The sequence below is a fragment of the Streptomyces sp. bgisy130 genome, assembly GCF_057708345.1.
The window spans coordinates 202187-217990 of the sequence record NZ_JBYISA010000004.1; the positions used below are offsets into that span (position 1 = coordinate 202187).

Below are 15804 nucleotides of genomic sequence, written 5' to 3' on the forward strand. Positions count from 1 at the left end.
TCACTCTCCGGCCGGGGGCTATATTTCGTCCATACGGTGCGGCAGAGGCTCAGCGGTCGATACCGACCGCCTTCAGCACCTGAGCGCTGAACTCACCGTTGGTGAGCACCACCACCCCGCTGCCGCGGTGCAGCGACGACATGGAGACCGCCTGGTATCCGCCCGGCGAGCCGCCGTGGCCGTATTCCACGTCCTGGCCGCTGGCGTCCACGATCGTGCCCAGGCCGTAGAAGCTGGCGCTGTGCGGCGTGAGCAGCTGCTGGGCGCTCTGCTGGGACAGCAGTGCCAGCGGGCGTCCCAGGGCACTACGGCGGATCTCCAGTTCCAGCCGTGCCATATCGGCGGCCGTGCTCCACAGCCCGGCGGCGGCCAGCTCCGGGTGGATCAGCCAGCCGCCCTCGGCCGTGCGGCCCTCTGCGTCGTGGCCGAGCGCCACCGGGCGGTCGCAGGTCTCCGGGAAGGACTGGTCGAAGCTGCTGCCGTCCATGCCCAGCGGGTCGAACACCAGACGCCGCATCAGGGCCTCGAAGGACTCGCCGGTCAGATCCGTCAGGACCTGCTCGAGCACCGAGAAGTGGGCGTTGGACTTGTGGAACCGCTGACCCGGCGCACTCTCGCGCACCGCGGTCTCCCGCAGCAGGCCGAGCAGGTGCGGCACGGGCTCGCCCCGCCGGACGCCCTGGCGTGGCGTCTCGGCGAACCCGGCGAGGTGGCTGAGCAGTTGCCGTACCGTGACCGGACCGTCGGCGGACTCGGGCACCCGCCAGGACCGCAGATAAGAGCCGGCGTCCGCATCCAGGTCGATCAGCCCCTCGTCCACCAGCCGTAGGACCGCGACGGCAGTGACGTGCTTGCCCCAGGAGCCGGCCTGGAAGACGGTCCGCTGGGTGACGCTCTCCGTGGAGCCGGCGGCGAGGGTGCCGATCCCCTCCAGAGCGACCAGTTCACCGCCCTCCGTCACCGCCAGGCTCGCGCCGGGCACGCCGCATTCGGCGAGCGCGTCGAGCATCGCGCGGACGTCGACCGCCCCGGCAGCCACACCGGACGGTGCGCTCGCTGCGGAGGCGAGCTTGGTGTCGACCGCTGCGGCCACCTCGGCGAGCGTCTCGTGCTGGTAGAGCAGGAAGAGAGACAGCGGCAGCCCCGCCCTGCGGGCGGCCGCGATCACCTGAATCACCAGGATCGAGTCCCCGCCGAGCCGGAAGAAGCCGTCGTCGCGGCCCACTCGGCCGATCCCGAGGACCTGTGTCCAGATGCCGGCGATCGCTGTCTCGGTGGGTGTCGCGGGTGCGGTGTACGGCCGGTCCGGACCGTCCCAGCTGTCCGGGTCGGGCAGCGCCTTGCGGTCGACCTTGCCGTTGGCAGTCAGGGGCAGGGCCTCCAGCGGCACGTACACGGACGGAATCATGCTCTCGGGTAGCGAGCGGGCCAGCAGGGTGCGCAGCGCAGCCGCACCCGGTTCCCCGCCGTCGGCCGGAACCACATAGCCGACCAGGCTCTCCCGGCCCGTCGGGCCCCGCTTGACGGCCACCGACGCGTCCGCGACCTCGTTCAGTGCGGTCAGGGCCGCCTCGATCTCGCCGAGCTCGATGCGGACGCCGCGCAGCTTGACCTGGTGGTCGACGCGGCCGAGGAACTCGATACTGCCGTCCTCGTTCCAGGTGGTGACGTCGCCGGTGCGGTACAGCCGTGCACCCGCCGGGCCGAAGGGGTCCGGAAGGAACCGCTCGGCGGTCAGCGCGGGCCGCCCGCCGTATCCGCGGGAGACGCCTGAGCCGCCCACGTACAGCTCGCCGGGGACGCCCACCGGGACGGGCGCCATGTTCTCGTCGAGGATGTGCAGGCGGGTGTTGCGGACCGTACGGCCGATCGACACCCGTGCTTCGCCGATCGGGTCGCCGGCGCGGATCACGGCGTGCGTGACATCGTCCGAGCACTCGGTCGGCCCGTAGGCGTTGACCATCGGGATGTGCGGGAAGCGGGCGAACCAGCGCCGGCACAGGTCCGGCGGCAACGCCTCGCCAGTCACCACCAGATGGCGGAGAGCGGGCAGTTCGCGGGGCAATGTGCCCGCGTCCCAGGCGTCCAGGGACGCTCGGAGCAGCGAGGGGACGACCTCCAGGACGGTCAGTCCCTCCTGGGCGGTACGCCCGAAGAGCGCTGCCGGCTCGACCGCGTCTTCGGCGGAGACCACCCGGACCCGGCCGCCGACGGCGAGGGCGGAGAGCATCTGCCAGACGGAGATGTCGAAGGCCAAGGAGGCGTTCTGCACCACCGCATCGGACTCGGTGATCCCCAGGTCCTCGATCTTGGCGAGCAGGTGGTTGCCCATGCCCCGCCGATTGACCAGCACGCCCTTCGGACGGCCGGTGGAGCCAGAGGTGTAGATGACGTAGGCAAGGTTCTCCGGTGCCGCGACCGGCACGGGGTCAGTGGCCGGCCGGTCGGCCCACAGCTCGGGCCGGTCGAGCTGCACCAACTCCGCACGTATGCCCGGCTCCGCCTCCCGCAGGGATTCCCACCGGGCCTGTTCGGTCAGCAGCACCGTGACGCCCGCGTCCTGCACCATGTACGCCAGGCGGTCGGCCGGATTTCCCGGATCGAGCGGAAGATAGGCGCCGCCCGCCTTGAGCACGGCCAGCACGGCCACGACAGTGGCCGGCGATCGGTCGGCACAGATGCCGACCACCGCATCCGGTCCGACATCCAGCGCGCGCAGGTAGTGCGCGAGCCGGTTGGCGGCCTCGTTGACCTGCGCGTAGCTCAGCTCCATGCCGTCGGCGACGATCGCCGGACGGTCCGGACCGCCCGCGGCGTTGCGCTCGAACGCCGCCTCGACGGCGATGGTCTCCGGTTCGCGAAGAGTCTCCCCCCAGGTGTCCAGGAGCTCCTGGTCACGCGCCGGGAGGTAGGCCGGCCGCGGGTCGCCCTGGTGGTCGCGAGCCATGGCGGCGAGCACGGCACGGTACATTCCGGCCAGCCGCTCGGTGTGCTTCCGGCTCAACACCCGGGAGTCCGCCCGGAGGTTGAGGCCCTCCCCGCCGGTGGCCACGCTCAGCGCGAACTCGGTGGTGGTCTCGCCGATGCTCGATGCCGCGTCGATCCGCTCGCTGTCGAAGACCCGCAGATCATGGTAGTTGAACAGTACATCGATCTGGCGGCGGCCGCTTCCGGAGTCGCGCTGGATGGCCGCCATCGGATAGCGGCGGTGCGGCCACAGCTCGGTCTCCCGGCTGAACACCCGCTGCACCAGCTCGTCCCAGCTACGGGCTGTCCGGTCGTGCGGGAACGGCAGCGTGTTGAGGTACATGCCCAGCACCCGGTCCGCGCCCAACACTTCAGGGCGCGCGTCGCAGACCAGCCCGGTGTGGAAGGACTCTTCCTGGGTGAGCTGGCTCATCACCTTCAGGTGGGCGGCCAGCAGCACGCTCTTGAGTGAAACGCGGCTGCGGGATGCGAAGGCACGTAGCGGCCCTTCCAGGTCGGTGAGCTTGACCGACACCACATGGGTGCGCTGCTCGCCCTCCTCGCCCCATCCCGCAGGCAGGGACAGCGGCGCGTACCGCTGGGTGACGGACCGCCAGTAGGCACCGTCTTCGCCCGCTCCGAGCGATTGGAGCTCTCCGGCCACGAAGTCGGCGTACCGGACCGGCGGTGCCTGGTAGGGCTCCGACGGCGTGCCCTCACGCAGCCGCCGGTAGCAGTCGACCAGCTCGGTGACCAGCGCGAACTGTCCCCAGCCCTGGGTGATCGCGTGCGGCTGGCTGAAGGTCACCCGCCATGCGGCGTCGCTCTCCAGGTGAGCCGCGACCCGCAGCAGAGGGGCGGTGGCGGGGGCGAAGCGGTCGGCCCGCTCGGCGGCCAGGAATCCGTTCAGCTCGGCGGCCTGCGCTGTCTCGGTGAGCCCGCGCAGGTCGACGACCCGGACCGGCACCTCGACCTCCTTGTGCACCAGCTGCATCGGTACGGAGCAGCCGGTCAGGTCGAACGAAGTGCGCAGCACATCGTGGCGGGCCGTGACCACGTCGACGGCTTTCCGCAATGCCTCCTCGGAGAACGGATGGTCGTCCCGGACCCGAATGGAGACGGCTTGGTGGTAGTTGCTGCCCTCGGTGTCGGCGAGCATCTCCACCAACATGCCGAGCTGGAGCTGCGAGGCGGGGTAGGCGTCGGAGAGCCCGGCCGGCAGTAGGGCCCGGTCCTCCTCCGTGACGAGGGCGAAGGGCTCGACAGCGGCGATGCTTCCGCTCAGTGCCGGCCGGGCAGCGGCCGTCCCCGCGAGCCCGGCCACCGTGCGGTGCTCGAAGACGTCGCGAACGGCGACGTCGTAGCCTGCGGCGCGCAGCGTTCCGACCAGGTTGATGGCACGCAGAGAGTCGCCGGCGAGGTCGAAGAAGGAGTCCTCGACCCCGACCCTGTCCACGCCCAGCACCTCCGCCCATACGGCGGCCATGCCCTCTTCCACCGGGGTGCGGGGGGCGAGGTAGCCGCTCGTGGCCAGTGCTTCCTGGGCGGGGGCGGGCAGGGAGTTGCGGTCGACCTTGCCCGCGGTGTTCAAGGGCAGCGCGTCGAGGGTGACGAACGCGGACGGCAGCATGGCGTCGGGAAGGACACCGGCAAGTTCGCGACGGAGCGCGCGGGGTTCGGGAGCCGGGCTGTCGACCGGCACGATGTACGCCACGAGCCGCTTGTCGCCGGGAGCGTCCTCGCGGACGGCCACGGCGGCCTGCGCGACCTGCTTCAGCCGGGCCAGCGCGGCCTCGATCTCACCGGGCTCGATCCGCACGCCGCGAATCTTGACCTGGTCGTCTGCCCGCCCGTTGTAGAGGTAGCTGCCGTCGGGGCGGACGCGCACGATGTCGCCGGTGCGGTAGAGACGGGCTCCCGGGGTGTTGCCGAACGGGTCGGGAACGAATTGCGCCGCCGTCCGTCCCGGCATCCCACGGTAACCGCGGGCCAGGCCCGCACCGCCGATGTAGAGCTCGCCGGGGGCGCCGACGGGCACCAGGCGCATCCGGTCGTCCAGCACATAGGTGGTCGTGTTGGCGATCGGCCTGCCGATCGAGACGGCCGTGGCGCCCTGCGGAACCTCCCACAGCATCGACCAGATCGTCGTCTCGGTGGGACCGTAGACATTGACCAGCCGGCCGACGGCGGAACGCAGTTCGCGGGCCAGCTCGGCAGGCAGCGCTTCGCCGCCGGCCAGAGCGGTGAGACGGGCACCGCCCTCGAAGCCCGACCGCAGAAGCAGGTTCCAGCCGGAGGGTGTCGCCTGGACGTGGGTGACGCCGTGCGCCGCAACGACCCCGGCGAGCGCGGCACCGTCCTTGGTCTCCATGCTGTCGGCCAGCACCAGCCGGCCACCGGTGACCAGGGGCAGGAACAGTTCCAGGCCGGAAATGTCGAAGGAGACCGAGGTGAGGGAGAGCCACACGTCGGATCCGGTGGAGCCGAGCTCTTCCTTCATGGACAACAGCAGGTTGGTGAGCGCCCGGTGACCCACACCGACGCCCTTGGGACGGCCGGTGGAACCGCTGGTGTAGAGGGTGTAGGCGAGATCGTCGGCGGGTGCGGGGGCCTTCCCCGTGCCGTCGGCGTGCCGCCATGGCCCATCTGTCAGGAGCAGCGGTCCTTCGAACACCCCGTCCAGCGCGGCCGCGTGCACGGAGTCGGTGACGACCAGAGCCGTCTGTGCGTCGGCGAGAACATGGCGCATGCGCATGCCGGGGAAGGACGGATCCAGGGGCACATACGAGCCGCCCGCCTTCCACACGCCCAGCATCGCGGCGACGAGCTCCGGCGTCCGGTCCAGCAGCAGACCGATCACGGACCCTGGGCCCGTGCCCCTGGCGTGCAGCTGCGCCGCGTACGCGTCAGAGCGCTCGCTCAACCATCCGTAGCTCAGCAGGCGGTCGCCGTGTACGAGGGCGACCGCGTTCGGGGTGGCGGCTGCGTGTGCCTCGAACAGGGCGTGGACCGGGGCGGGGTCGCGCAACACGGCCGTGTCGTTCCACGAGTGGAGGAGCAGGGCTCGCTCGCCGTCGGACAGCAGGTCGGCCGTGGCGTCGCCGTCGGGGTCGGCGGCCATCGACTCCAGCACCACTCGGTACATCGCCACCATCCGCTCGGCGTTGGCCCGGTTCACGTGGTGGGAGTCGGCGGTCACGATGATGTGGCCGACGCGGGAGGAGACGGTGAGCGGGAACTCCGACGGGCTGTCGTCGATGCCGCCTTCGTGGTCCACGAGTCCGGCATCGACCTGCCGGAAGTCCTGGTAGTTGAAGTAGACGTCGATCAGCCGTCGCGAGCCGCCCCACTCACGCTGGATTGCGGCCATCGGGTAGCGGCGGTGCGGCCACAGGCCGACCTCGCGGTCGAAGACCTGCTGCACCAGCTCGCGCCAGGTGCGGGCCGAGCGGTCGTGGGCGAAGGGCAGGGTGTTGAGGTACATGCCCAGTACCCGGTCCGCGCCGAGGATTTCGGGACGGGCGTCACAGACCAGACCGGTGTGGAACGCTGCTTCCCCGGTGAGCCGGCTCATGACGGTCAGGTGGGCGGCAACCATCACGCTCTTCAGTGAGGTCTTCGTCCGGGCGGCCAGCGCCCGTAGTCCCTCCTCCAGGTCGGTCCAGACGATCGCCGCCTGCACGGTCTCCCTGGGCAGCGACGGGCTGTCCCCCCAGCCATCGGGCAGCCGGAGCGGTGCGTGCTCCTCGACGATGCCCTGCCAGTAGGAACGGTCCTCCTCCGATTCCAGCGCCTCGAGTTCGCCGGCGACGAAGTCGGCGAAGCGCACGTCGGGGAGGTCGAAGAGTTCGGGCTCACGGCCGTCCCGCAGTGCTCGGTAGCACTGCACCAGTTCCATCAGCAGCGAGTGGTGGCCCCAGCCCTCCAGGACGGGGTGGCACTCGGTGACCGAGATCCACCAGCCCTCGCGGTCGTCCGTCAGGTGCGCGAAGAAGCGCATGAGTCCGGGCACGGACAGGTCGAAGACGTCGGCGCGCTCGCCGGCGGTGTACTCGCGCAGCGCGGCATCCACGGCGGCCGCATCCAGCCCGGAGAGGTCCTGCCAGCCCATCGGCATCTCGGCCATGGCGTGCACCAGTTGCAGGGGCCGTGAGTAGCCGGTCAGCTCCAGGGACGTGCGCAGGACTTCGTGGCGGGAAGTGACGAGCCGGCCAGCCTCCAGGAATGCCTCGGGGGCGAAGGGTTTGTCGTCGTGGAGCCGGAAGGTGGAAACGTTGTGGTAGAGGTTGCGGCTGGTGTCGGAGAGCATCTCGACGACCATGCCCAGCTGCATCTGGGACAGGGGGTAGGCGTCGGTGACACCGGCCGGCAGCGCAGCCCGGTCCTCCTCGTCGAGCAGGGCAAAGGGCTCGACCGTGCGCCGGCCGGAGGCGAGTGGCGGACGGCCGGTGGCCACCTCGGTGAGCTGGGCGACCGTGCGGAAGTCGAAGACGTCACGGACTGCCACGTCGTATCCAGCGGCACGCAGCTCGCCCACCAGGGCGATGGCACGGATGGAGTCGCCGCCGAGGTCGAAGAAGGAGTCCTCGACACTGACCTGCTCGGTACCGAGCACCTCGCTCCACACGGCCACCATCCGCCCCTCCGCCGGTGTGCGGGGGGCGATGCAGGCGCCATTCCCGCGCAGCGTCGTGAGGTCGGGAGCAGGCAGGGCCCGGTGGTCGAGCTTGCCGTTGACGGTGAGCGGGATGCGGTCGAGCGTGACGAAGGCGGCCGGCAGCATGTATTCCGGCAGCGTCCGGCGCAATAGCGAGCGCAACTCGGCGGCCGGCGGGGCCGTTTCGCCCGGGGACGCGACGAGGTAGCCGACGAGCTTCCGGTCGCCGGGCGCGTCCTCACGGACCCGTACGACCGCGTCGGCGAGGGCGGAGTGCTGGATCAGAGCATGGGCGATCTCGCCGAGTTCGATCCGATAGCCGCGGATCTTGACCTGGTTGTCGATGCGGCCGATGAACTCCAGGCTTCCGTCCGCCCGGCGCCGCGCGGCGTCACCGCTGCGGTAGAGACGGGAGCCGTCCTGGGCGAAGGGGTTGGGTACGAAGCGCTCGGCGGTCAGGCCGGGCCGGTTCAGATAGCCGCGGGCGACTCCGGGGCCCCCCACGTGGATCTCGCCAGGCACCCCGAGGGGAACCGGGTTTCCCGCGCCGTCCAGGAGATACACCGAAAGGTCGCTGAGCGGATAGCCCACCCGATCGCCCGAGAGCGGCGCAAAGTCCTCCTCCTCGATGCGGTAGTAAGTGGTGTGCACAGTGGTCTCGGTGATCCCGTACATGTTGACCAGGTCCGGACCGTGCTGCCCGACACGGTCCAGCCAGGGGCGCAGCTCGGCCACCTCCAGCTTCTCGCCGGCGAAGACGATGGCGCGCAGCGCGAGTTCGTCGATCCGTGGGTCTCCGGAGCCCGCAGCCGCCACCAGGGAGCGGAAGGCGGTGGGCGTCTGGGAGAGGACGGTTACCCGCTGCTCGACCAGCAGATCGATGAAGTCCGACGGGGAACGGGTGACCTCGTGTGCGACGACCACGAGCCGACCGCCGTACAGCAGGGCGCCCCACATCTCGAAGACGGATACGTCGAAGGCGTAGGAGTGGAACATCGTCCACACGTCGTCGGGACCGAAGCCATAGTGCTCGTCGGCGGTGGTCATCAGGCGCAGCACGTTGCGGTGCGAGAGGACGACGCCCTTGGGGCGGCCGGTCGAGCCCGAGGTGTAGATGACGTAGATGACGGCGTCGGGGCCGGCGAGGGGGGCCGGGTCCGACGCCGGGCGGGCGGCGATCCGGGCGGCGTCCTGCTCGCCGTCCAGCAGCACCAGCTCGCCGTCGTGGGCGCCGTCGAGCGCGGTGGCCGTCGCGGTGGAGGCCACGACGATCCCGGCCCCGGCGTCAGCGATGATGTAGCCGAGCCGGTCGGCGGGGTTGGCCGGGTCCAGCGGGAGGTATCCGGCGCCGGACTTGAGGATGCCCAGCAGGGCGGGCAACAACTCGATGCCCCGCTCCAGGCAGAGGCCGACGAGGTTCTCCGGCCCCGCGCCGAGCTCGCGCAGGTGGTGGGCGAGCCGGTTGGCCCGTTCGTTGACCTCCCGGTAGGTGAGCGAGGTGCTGCCCGCCGTGACGGCGACGGCGTCAGGGGTGGCTGTCGCCTGCTCCTCGAAGACCTGGTGGACGCAGCGGTCCGCCGGGGCGGCTGGCCGGTGCCCGTCGAGGGCGCCGGTGACCACCGCGTACTCGGCGTCGTCCAGCAGAGGAAGCCGGGACACAGGCCGGTCCGGCGTCTTTGTGGCGCCTTCGAGCAGACGCAGCAGATGACGGACCATGCGATGGGCGGTCGCATGGTCGAAGAGGGCGGTGGCGTAGTTGAGCGCGCCGCCGAAGGAGCCGTCGGCGGCCTCCTCGATCTGCAGCGTGAGGTCGCATTTGGCGACCTCGTCCCTGCGTGCGTACGGCTCGACGGTCAGGCCCGGCAGGGCGAACGCGCCCAGACGCTGCTCGTGCATGGTGAAGGCAACCTGGTGCAGCGGCGTGCGGGACATGTCGCGCTCGGGCTGCAGCTCGTCCACCAGGCGCGCGAAGGGCACCTCCTGGTGGTCGAATGCGTCCAGCACGGTGTCTCTGGTGCGGTCCAGCAGCTCGGCGAAGCCGGGATCACCGTCCCATGCGCCGCGCAGCACGAGGGTGTTGATGCCATATCCGATGAGCTGCTGGAGTTCGGGACGGTGGCGGCCGGAGACGACCGTGCCGACCGACACGTCGGGCTGTCCGGTATACCGGGAGACCAGCACTTGGAAGGCGGTCAGCAGCACGGCGAACGGAGTGGTGCCGTGGGCGGCGGCCAGCCGGCGGACCCGGCCCGACAGGCCCTCCGGGAAGCGGACGGGGACGTCGGAGCCGGCGGAGTCGCGGAGGGCGGGGCGCGGCCGGTCGGTGGGAAGCTCGGTGAGCAGCGCACCGGCGAGCGTGTCGCGCCAGTGGGCAAGCTGCCGTTCCACGGCGGGACCGGCCAGCCGCTGCTGCTGCCAGGTGGCGAAGTCGGCGTACTGCAGGGCAAGCGGGGCCAGCCCGTCGGGCACGCCCTGCACGAACGCGGTGTAGGCCTGGCTGAGTTCGGCGGCGAAGATCCGGGTGGACCAGGCGTCGCAGGCGATGTGGTGGAAGACGACGGCCAGCACGTGGTCGTCCGCCGCGAGCCGGATCAGCCGGGCCCGGACCGGCCATTCGGCAGCGAGGTCGAAGGGCGTGGTGACCTCGTTCTGGACCAGCTCGGCGGCGACCCGCTCGCGGTGCGCCGGCGGATCGCCGGTCAAGTCGTCCAGGAGGACCGCCGGTTCGTTGTCACCGGGGGCGTCCACGATCTGCACGGGCTCGTGCCCGTTCAGCCCGTACCGGGTACGCAGGATCTCGTGCCGGCCGAGCACCCGCCGCCAGGCCGCCTCGATCGCGGCCGTGTCGAGGGCGCCGCGCAGCCGCAGCACCATCGGGACCAGGTACTCGCAGCTGTCCGGCTCCAGCCGGCTGAGGAACCACATCTGCTGCTGTCCGGCGGACAGCGGCAGGGGCGCGGTGCGGTCGGCGCACGGGATACCGTCGGAGCGGCCGTCGTTCCGCGGGTCGCGCCGGCCGGCGAGACGGCGGCGCAGCAGCTCGGCCCGGAGCGCGTCGGCGCCCTTCCCCGCGGCCTCCGTGGCCTGGGCGCTCTCCTGGATACTCATGCGGTCTGCTCCTCCATCAGCTCGGCGTCCGACATCTGGTCGATTTCGGCTCGGATACGGCACTCGACGGCGTGGGCCAGGCCGGCGATGGTCGGGTGGGCGAAGACCTCACGCACGGGCAGCGCGATCGCGTACTCGGCCTGGATCGCCGCGATCACCCGGATCGCGAGGATCGAGTTGCCGCCGGACTCGAAGAAGTTGTCGTGGACCCCGACACGGGCGCCGAGCAGCTCGGTCCAGAGCGCGGAGATGTTCTCCTGCAGGGGACCCTCGGGCTCATCGGCCTCCTTCTCGGCGATGGACTCCGGAAGAGGCAGCGCGGCCCGGTCGAGCTTGCCGTTGGCGTTCAGCGGTACGGCGTCCAGGGTCGTGAAGCTCGCGGGCACGAGGTAGTCCGGCAGCAGCTCCGCGCAGTGCGCGGCCAGGACGTGGGCGGGGACCGGTGCTGCGGCGGGGACGACGTAGCCGGCCAGGCGCACGGCGCCGGGACCGTCCGTCCGGGCGATCACCACGGCCTCCCGGACACCTGGGTGCGCGGCGAGCACGGCCTGGGCCTCGCCCGGCTCGACGCGATAGCCGCGGATCTTCACCTGCTGGTCCGTGCGGCCGAGGAACTCCACGTCCCCTGCGGGCAGCCGGCGCACCAGGTCCCCGGTGCGGTACAGGCGGGCACCGGGCGCAGTGCCGAACGGGTTGGGCACGAAGTGCTCCGCCGTGAGCTCCGGACGGCCCGCGTAGCCACGGGCCACCCCGGTGCCGCCGACATACAGTTCGCCGATGGCACCGGGCGGCACCGGCCGCAGGCCCTCGTCGAGCAGGTACATCGCCATGCCGGGCAGCGGGCGCCCGATGGGCACCACCGCGGCCGGCTCGGTAGCCGTCACCGGGTAGGTGCAGGTGCCCACCGACGCCTCCGTCGGTCCGTACTCGTTGAGCATGCGGCCTTCACCCAGCCAGCCCGCCCACTGCCGGGCGAGCGGACCGGGCAGCGCCTCGCCCGCCACCACGATCACCCCGGCGAGCGCGGCCGCCTGCTCGGGTGTGAGCTGCTGGGTGAGGATGTCCAGGTGGCCGGGGGTGAGCTTCAGGAAGCTGTACGGACCGGCTGCGGTCAGCCACGCGCCCAGCTCGGAGAGGTCCGCCTCCTGCGGCAGGACCACCACGCGCTGCCCGGCCAGCAGCGGAGCCCAGACGTTCGGCACCGCCAGGTCGAAGGCGACGGACGAGAAGACGGCGCTGCCTCCGGTACCGCGCGACACCAGCTCGGACACGGCCCAGTTCAAGTGGTTGGCCAGGCCCCGGTGCGGCACGGCCACGCCCTTGGGGCGGCCGGTGGAGCCCGAGGTGTAGATGACGTACGCCAGCCGGTCCAGGTCGGCGGGCACATCGGGGGCCGTCGCGGGGCGGGACGAGATTGCCGCGGCGTCAGCGGTGTCGGTGACGACCAGCTTGCCGTCGTAACCGGTCATGAAACGCCCTGCGTGGGCCGACGTCGTCACCACGACCGGGGCCCCGGCGTCGGCGGCCATGCCGGCCACCCTGTCCGCCGGCCAGGCCGGGTCCATGGGGATGTACGCGCCACCCGCCTTCCAGACGGCCAGCAGCGTGGCGATCAGCTCCGCGCCCCGGTCCAGCAACACCCCGACCCGGGTCTCCGGCCCGACCCCCAGCGAACGCAGGTGCTGCGCAATCTGGTTGGCCCGCGCGTCCAACGCGGCATACGTCACCTGCGAGCCGTCCTCGGCGACGGCCACCGCGTCCGGAGTGGCCTGCGCCTGGCGCTCGAACATCGTGTGCACGGCGACGATCACCGGCTCTGCGGGGGCGGTCGCGTCGCCCAGCAGCTGGTCCCGCTCCTCGGCGGAAAGCAACTCCACGTCCTCCAGGAGGACGTCCGGGTCGGTGGCGACGGCTTCCAGCAGACGCTGGAAGCGGTGCGTGAGCGCCACGGCGGTGTCGGCGTCGAACAGCGCGGTCGCATACTCCAGGCTGCCGAACATCGTGCCGTCGTCGTGCCGGCGCATGTAGAGGGTCAGATCCGTGTGGGCCAGCCCCCACATCTCCTGGAGCGTCTTGACGTCCTCCGGCTGTTCGACCGCTCCGTTGAACGACTCGTCGTGCAGGTCGAACGCCACCTGGTAGAGCGGCGTACGGGACAGGTCGCGCTCCGGGGCCATCTCCTCCACGAGGCGCTCGAAGGGCAGCGTCTGGTGTGCGAAGGCCTCGCGAGTGGTTTCCTTGACGCGCTCCAGCGCCTGGCTGAAGGACCGTTTCCCGTCCAGCGCGCAGCGCAGCACAAGGCTGTTGAGGAAGAAGCCGACGACGTTCTCGGTCTCGGCTCGGTCGCGCCCGGCCACCGGAGTGCCCACCGGAACGTCCCACTGGCTTCCATGCCTGGCGAGTAGCGTCGCGAAGGCCGTCAGCATGGTCGCGAAGGGCGTGGCCCCGTGCCGCTTCCCGAGGTCGGTGAGGGCGCTCACGACCGGCGCAGGCACCGAGAAATGGACAACCGAGCCGCGGCCGTCGCGCACGGCCGTACGCGGCCGGTCCGTGGGCAGCTCCAGGGGAGTGCTGCCCGCCAGGGCGCGGCGCCAGTGGTCCAGTTCGGCGGCCAGCACCTCTTCGGTCAGCTGCTCGCGCTGCCAGACCGCATAATCGGCATAGCCCAGCGTCACCTCGGGCAGGCCGGCGTCCGTATGGCCATGACGGTAGGCGTTGAGCAGCTGGTGGAACTCGCGCTCAAGGATGGCCGAGGACCAGCCGTCGGTGGTGACGTGGTGCATCGCGACGACGACGATCTGGTCGCCGCCGTGGATGCGGACGAACACCGCACGCAGCAGCGGCCCGTTCGTGAGGTCGAATCCCCTCTCGAACTCCTCCCTGAGAAGCGCCGTGAACTCCTCCCGGCTCGCGTGCAGGTGGCGCATGTCCACGCGGTGCGGATCGGCGATGAACTGCGCGGACTCCCCATCGATGACGGCAAAGCGGGTGCGTAGCGCCTCGTGCCGCTCCACAAGGGTGTTGAGCGCGCGCTGGACATGGATGGTCCGGGTGCCGTCCGGCACCTTGAGGAACATGCCGGCCACCCACTCGGCGCTCTGCGGGTTCATCCGGTCCAGGAACCACAGGCGGCGCTGGCCGAAAGAGAGCGGCAGCGGTCCGCCGTCACGGGGAACCCGCATAACGGGGGCGACGGCGGCACTTGCGGAGGTCTCCTCGGGTGCGAGCAGCCGGGCCTGGGCCTCGACCGTGGTCGCGGTGAACAGGCCGCGCAGCGGGATCTGCTGCCCGGAGGAGGTGCGCAGCTTATGGGCCAGACGGGTCAACTGCAGCGAGGTGCCACCGAGGTGGAAGAAGTCGTCGTCGAGGCCGATGTCCTCCGCCTGCAGCAGCTCCTGCCAGGCATGGGTGACCAGTCGCTCGGCTGCGGTGCGTGGGGACCGGTGGGCGGGGCGGTAGTCGCTGCCGGTGGCCTCGGGCGCGGGCAGCGCCGAGCGGTCGACCTTGCCGTTGACGGTCAGCGGGAAGGCATCGAGGCGCAGGAAGACGGCGGGGACGTGGGTGTCGGGCAGGCGCTCGCGCAGAAAGGTGCGCAGCCCGGCGAGGACGGCATCGGAGCCGGCGGTGACGTACCCCGCCAGCCGCTTGGCGCCGTCGGCGCCGGTGAATGCGGTGACGACCGCGCCGCTGATGCCCGGATGCGCGGACAGCGCGCTCTCCACCTCGCCCGGCTCGATGCGGACTCCGTTGATCTTCACCTGGTGGTCGATGCGGCCCAGGTACTCCAGCACACCGTCCCCGCGCCAGCGCACCTTGTCCCCTGTGCGGTAGAGCCGGGAGCCGTCCTTGGCGTACGGGTCGGGCACGAAGCGCTCGGCGGTCTGCTCCGGGCTGCCGAGGTAGCCGCGTGCCACGCCCAGGCCACCGGCGTAGAGCTCGCCGGGGGCGCCGACGGCGGCCGGCTTGCCGGACTCGTCGGCGACGAGCACCCGCAGGCCGGGGATCGGCCGGCCGATCGGCACCGGGCCGGAGGTCTGCGCGGGGTCGAAACGGTAGGCGGTGACGTCGATGGAGCACTCGGTCGGGCCATAGGTGTTCCAGATCTCCGGTTCCGGGCGGCCGGGAGCGGCTCCCTCGGAGAGGCGGCGCAGCACGCGCTGGGCCAGTTCGGCCTGGAGCGGCTCGCCGGCGGAGAAGAGCAGCCGCAGCCGGGTGCAGTCCTGCCAGCCGTCCTCCTCGGCCAGCGCCTGCAGCACGGAGGGCACTACCTGAAGGACGGTCACCCGCTGTTCGGCGACGGTGCGCAGCATGAGCGCGGCGTCGCGTTCGGCTCCTGCCGGGGCGAGGACGACGGCTCCGCCGCTGACGAGCGGCGCGAAGACCTCCCAGACATGGGCGTCGAAGGTGACCGCGGTCTTGTGCAGTACGCGGTCGTCGGCGGACAGACGATGGGCATCGGTGGCCCAGGCGATGCGGTTGCCGATGCCCTCGTGGCTGATCACCACACCCTTGGGGGTGCCGGTGGAACCGGAGGTGTAGATGACGTAGGCGGTGTCCTGCGGGCCGGCGCTGCACTCGGGCAGATGGCCGGGGCGCAGGGCCAATGCACCGGCGACGGCATCGAGTTCCAGCGGCTCGGCTCCGGAGCCGTCGGCCACTGCGGCCGACTCCGCGTGGGTGACCACCACTCCGGCCCCTGCCGCGTGGAGCATCCACGCGGAGCGCTGCGGGGGCTGGGCGGGGTCGAGAGGCAGATATCCCGCTCCCGCACGCCATACCGCGAGCAGCGTGCTGATCAGGTCGGCAGTGCGGGGCAGGCAGACACCGACCACCGAACCGGGGCCTACGCCCAGGTCCTGCAGGTGGTGGGCGAGGCGGTTGGCACGGGTGTCGAGCTCGGCGTAGGTGATCTCCTGACGGCCTTCTACGACGGCTACAGCCTCCGGAGTCATCGCCGCGCGGCGCGCGACGAGTTCGTGGGCCAGGTGGGGCTCGTGGGTGGAGGCGCCCGTGCGCGACTCGGGAATCATGTGGCTGGTGCTCCTCGTTGACGGTCGGCGGCGATCGTTGCG

Annotated in this window: 2 protein-coding genes; both read right to left on the reverse strand. The window is 71.4% G+C overall.

All coding sequences use genetic code 11. From position 1 onward, the window contains the following. Nucleotides 1-49: 49 nt before the first annotated feature. The gene (locus AC3EUV_RS08255; RefSeq protein ID WP_435602537.1) at nt 50-10732 is read right to left on the reverse strand and encodes a non-ribosomal peptide synthetase; all 10683 of its coding nucleotides are present in this window, start codon (nt 10730-10732) and stop codon (nt 50-52) included. Further along, entirely contained in the window at nt 10729-15762 is a 5034-nt protein-coding gene (locus tag AC3EUV_RS08260; protein ID WP_435602538.1) for an amino acid adenylation domain-containing protein, read from the reverse strand. The genes AC3EUV_RS08255 and AC3EUV_RS08260 overlap by 4 nt, the downstream gene beginning before the upstream one ends. Between the last annotated feature and the right edge of the window lie 42 nt (nt 15763-15804).

Bases quoted from the DNA above. Each gene is read 5' to 3' on its own strand.
- AC3EUV_RS08255 (WP_435602537.1), bottom strand. From the start codon at position 10,732: ATGAGTATCCAGGAGAGCGCCCAGGCCACGGAGGCCGCGGGGAAGGGC.
- AC3EUV_RS08260 (WP_435602538.1), bottom strand. From the start codon at position 15,762: ATGATTCCCGAGTCGCGCACGGGCGCCTCCACCCACGAGCCCCACCTG.